1 protein-coding gene and 2 pseudogenes are annotated in these 4,711 nt (G+C 57.1%); all 3 read left to right on the top strand.

Annotated elements, in window-relative coordinates:
- Positions 1-258: pseudogene (locus tag ACLFKU_RS42405) on the top strand (hypothetical protein); the annotation flags it as partial.
- Between the two features lie 1,424 nt (positions 259-1,682).
- Positions 1,683-2,975: a cytochrome P450 gene (locus tag ACLFKU_RS42410; protein ID WP_410853216.1), complete on the top strand. Its 1,293-nt coding sequence runs from the start codon at positions 1,683-1,685 to the stop codon at positions 2,973-2,975.
- A gap of 324 nt (positions 2,976-3,299) precedes the next feature.
- Positions 3,300-4,349 (top strand): annotated as a pseudogene (locus tag ACLFKU_RS42415) (IS110 family transposase); the annotation flags it as partial.
- Positions 4,350-4,711: the final 362 nt, after the last annotated feature.

Raw genomic sequence — 4,711 nt, forward strand, 5'->3', positions numbered from 1 at the left:
GATGCCGCCTATTACCTGGCGGCAGGCAGTCAATCAGTTCGCCATTATGTTCGGCGAGCGGTTCACGAACGCCATGAGCTGAGATCTTTTAACCGACCTCGGCACACAAAATTCCTGACACCTCCTGGCTGGCTCAACCGTTTCCGGCGTCTCGCACGTGACTATGAACGGCCCCCCGAAACTCTCGCCGGACTTCATTTTGTCGTCTTCGCAATGCTCATGCTTGTCCACGCCGTGCCAGTACTTCAAAGTTCCTAACACGCTCTAACCGCATCAACGCCTTAATTCATTGGATGACTCATATCGGCCAGGATCCCGCCTCGCACACCTCGTTGCCCACGGTGATTGGGCTACGGGAGATCTCAAATCTGGCCCTTCAGCGGTCCGCTTCCCAGTGCTAGCGGCATTTCACCTTGCCAGCAGCCGCCAATCTTTGCCATGCAGAAAGCAGCGACGAAGGGTGTTGCACCAGTTCGCGAGGAATCCGCCTAATGGTAGCCGTCAAAGAGATGGTCCGGATCGCTGCTTGGAACGAATATTAGGGGATATGCTACCTGACTACTGTCGGGAATCGGGTCATTGTTCCCCGCGCGTTCTATTTCGGAACTAATGACCGCCCAACGAACGGGTGGGCGACTGGCAAGGACAGCCGGGACACAGAAAAAAAGTGACCCATCGGAGTCGTCTATACTCTGACGGGTCGTCTAAAGTCCCCACAGTAGGTCGAGCGAGACGGTTCGACCCGCTGCAACACAAGTGTACGGGACGAACGCACGGCAACCCTTGATCAAGGTCAGACCTTTCTTGCATCAGGTAAGTAGCCAACATGGTCATCAATTGCTGGCAGCATAGGCTACGCGATGGAACGAATTCAGTGAGGACGCCCCGCCCAAATTGCCAACCGGCGCTGACGCCGTTGAAAGATTTCGTCTCTGACTGTTATCCGGGCGGTTTGAAGGATACGGAAAAGGATTTTTACTTAGAGTTGCCTCCTGTCATGAGCCACTTTTGTCATAGCGTCAAAGTGCCAGCCAATCTTTAGCAAGCCTGGCATTCGACGAAGAACGTCATTGGCACGGTTGCGCGGGGATGTGCGCTACCGCCCTCCTCAAACGCAAATTGAATATTTTCATCGCAACCGCTCGATTCATGAATACAAATTCAGCGTAAACCCACGACCCACAGCGTTGAGCAATATTCACCCCTTGCAGTGATAGATATGAACGACGGCCTCAATAGAATGGGCTGCAGAATCATTGCAGCGTGAGAGGCGCCGCATCGCACCGGGCAAAGGGGCGCCCGTTCGACGGCCTTCCGGTTCTGTCACCTGGCCACGAAGACATCGACAAGCGGGGAGCTTGCTCCTCGTGCGCGAATGCCATTGTCATGCGCTGTGTCTGACAAGGGATACCTTCGAGGCTCAAATGCATGATCACGTGATCAAGAAAGGTTGACATGCATTAAGGCGAAAGACGAAAGTCGTGAATAGTATAAAAGGACAATATCCGACGAGCGCACGCATGCGCCCGGCCCGTTCGCCTCTTTTGCCGACGCGACGGCTTCGGTGCGCATCAACTGGCGAGCGATCCGCAAACGTCGGTCGACCCCAATCCCAGCCATGAGTGGATACGTCGATACACGTTGCTTGCCTCGATTTCACATGTCAGTTTTTCTGCAATATCGTGAGCATGACAAATTACGACCTACCGAAAGACATAGCAAACCGTCTGGTTGATCCGCAGTCGTATACAAACCTCGACGGGCTCCATGAGATATACGCGTGGGCGCGTGCAAACAACCCAGTTGGACGAGCAATGGCGGACGCGCATGACCCATTCTGGGTGGTAACAAAACACGCCGACGTCTCAATGATTTCCCGGAACAATGCCCTGTTTCGCAACGGCGATTATTCCGTCGTCTGCCGTCCGCAAGCATCTATCGCGCATGTTATAGGGGCCACCGGTAGTCCAAACATCGTCCGTTCGCTCGTCCACGTCGACGGCGACGAACACAAGAGTTTGCGCGCACTGACACAGTCGTGGTTTATGCCGAACAGTGTCGTTAAGCTTGAGGCTCGCATCCGATCATTGGCACATTTGATGATCGGGGAACTTCTGCAAAAGAGCGGCTCCGTAATTGACTTTGCGAACGATTTCGCCTCGCACTATCCGCTGAACGTGATCATGGATATTCTCGGAGTTCCGCAGGAAGAATCCCCCCGTATGTTGAGACTCACACAGGAGATGTTTGGAAGCGAGGATGCCGAATACAAGCGCGATATCAGTCGCCAGGGCGACGCCGGAAGTGCGATCGGCAAGGCGCTGCTGTCAGTTGTAGCAGACTTCAAGGGTTACTTTGATCGCCTGACCGAAGATCGCCGGAAAAAACCGCGTAACGACATCGCCACCTTGCTAGCCAACGCGGTTGTCGATGGACAGCCTATTGATGAGGCAACCCGACTCGGCTACTACGTGATTATCGCCGCCGCCGGGCATGACACCGTCTCGTCTTCCATATCGGTTGCGATGTGGGCATTGTGTCAATTCCCCCATTTGCTGCCGCGGCTTAAGGCTGACCCGTCGCTCATTCCGCAATTCATCGACGAGAGCCTCCGCTACGCATCGCCAGTGCGTCATTTCATGCGTACGGCGGCAGCCGACACGAAATTGCGAGGCAGGACTATCCGCAAGGGCGATTGGCTGATGCTCTGCTACGGGTCGGCCAATCGCGATGAGGAAGTTTTCCCCGACCCTTTCATATTCGATATCGACCGAAGGCCGAATCGGCACATTGCGTTTGGGGCAGGTGCTCACGTATGTCTTGGTCAGCATCTCGCAAACATGGAGATGCGCATCCTGTTCGAGGAACTGATCCCGAAGTTGCAGTTCGTCGAACCGGTGGGAGAGATCGAATTCACGACGTCTAATTTCGTAAGTGGGCCAAAGCACCTCCCAATACGTTGCGTGTTGCAATGATCGCATCTATGTAAAATTTGAACGCCACAAAATGACCTTGATCGGGACCGTGCTTTCGTCTACAAACTCACACATGTAGCATGTGACTGCCAAACATTTCCCCGGTTGCAGCCCCCAGTTACTATCTTCCCGCCTCGATAATTGAAGCTTTGGGCAGCCAGGCCCGGCATGATTCTCGCCCCCAGTCGCAGTTTCTGATCCGGGGGGTGTTGTCACCGGGCCTGGTGGGTGGCAGGTGATCGCTAATAGGGACTCGGCTGGAATATTCCAAGGCCGTCCGTAACGTAGATGCCGAGATTTGCCACCGTTGTCGCAGGCCCACTCGAATTCAAGACCCATGGCCGTCTTCTCTTCGTTGTCGACCAGCCCGCCACCATCGGCGCATTGCCGCTGGCCGTCGCACGCGATGAAGGCGTTCTGCTTGCCGATCTGCCCGAACTGGCGATGCGCCGCATTGCCGACCTGCATGCCGGTGAGGCCCAGACAGACGCCCGCGACGCCGCAATCATCGCCGAGGCCGCCGGTTCGATGCCGCATACGCTGCGCTCGCTTCGGTTAGCTGATGAACCGCTCGCCGAGCTGCCCATGCTGTGCGGCTTCGACGACGAGCTCGCCGCTCAAATTACCCAAACCAGTAACGGGATTCGCGGCCTGCTCACCCAGATCCATCCCGCGCTTGAGCGCGTTCTCGGACCGCGCCTCGAGCATCCCGCCGTGCTCGATCTACTCGAGCGCTACCCGTCTCCAGCCGCGCTTGCAGCAACCAGCGAGAAGACGCTTGCCAACCGCCTGACCAAGCTCGCGCCACGCATGGGCACGGGATTGGGGGCCGAAATCGTTCAAGCGCTGGGCGAACAGGCCGTGACGGTGCCCGGCACGCAAACCGCCACCATCGTCATGCCGCGCCTGGCTCAGCAGCTCGCCGCCTTACGCAAGCAGCGCGACGAAATCGCCGGCGAAGTAGAGCGGCGGGGCTTGCTCACCCTCTTTGGCCGGTCCTGACCAGCATGCCGGGGAGGGCGTCAGGACCGCCGCCAGACTCCTCACCGAGGTCGCGCACCAAGCCTTCGCTTCGGCAGGTCACCTGGCGGGCCTACGCTGGCCTCGCACCAGTTACCCGGCGCTCAGGCTCATCTATCCGGGGCGAGCATCCGTCCAAGCGCGGCAACAAGGTACTCAAGCGCGCCTTGTTCCTATCGCCTTCGCGGCCTCGCGAGACCCCCCGATTCGCGAGCGTATCACGCACGCAAGGTCCAGCACGGTAAGCGACATAACTAGGCACTCATCGCGCTGGCACGGCGACGCTGTGATGTCCTGTTCGCCATCCTGCGCGATGGCACCTTTTACGAACCCAAGTCAGCCCCTAACGCTTGACGAATTAGATAGGGCCCCCCATATGATGGCGTGCCGGAACCGGCCGAGGAACTCTCGAATTGGGCTCACGTTTCAGGATGAGCCCCAAAAAAGCAGTACCAGGTGTGTGGACCGCAGGTCAACGCCGACGTGGTCTTCGCATGCCCGTTGGATTGTGGGCGTCGCCATGATCACTTTAGAACTTTCAATCTACCTTCGATAGCCCTTCTGGCAGCGATCCGCAGCCGCTACAAGCTGTCACGGATCGGCGTAATCGAGCCGGGGATGATCGGCGTAATGAGGCCACCTGGAATGGCCCCGAAACGCGATTTCGAAGGGACTCAAGAATGCGTTGTTTTGCCTGATTTTGCAACCGCGTTTTC

The organism is Paraburkholderia sp. EG304 (genome assembly GCF_046543485.1).
Classification (GTDB): domain Bacteria; phylum Pseudomonadota; class Gammaproteobacteria; order Burkholderiales; family Burkholderiaceae; genus Paraburkholderia; species Paraburkholderia youngii.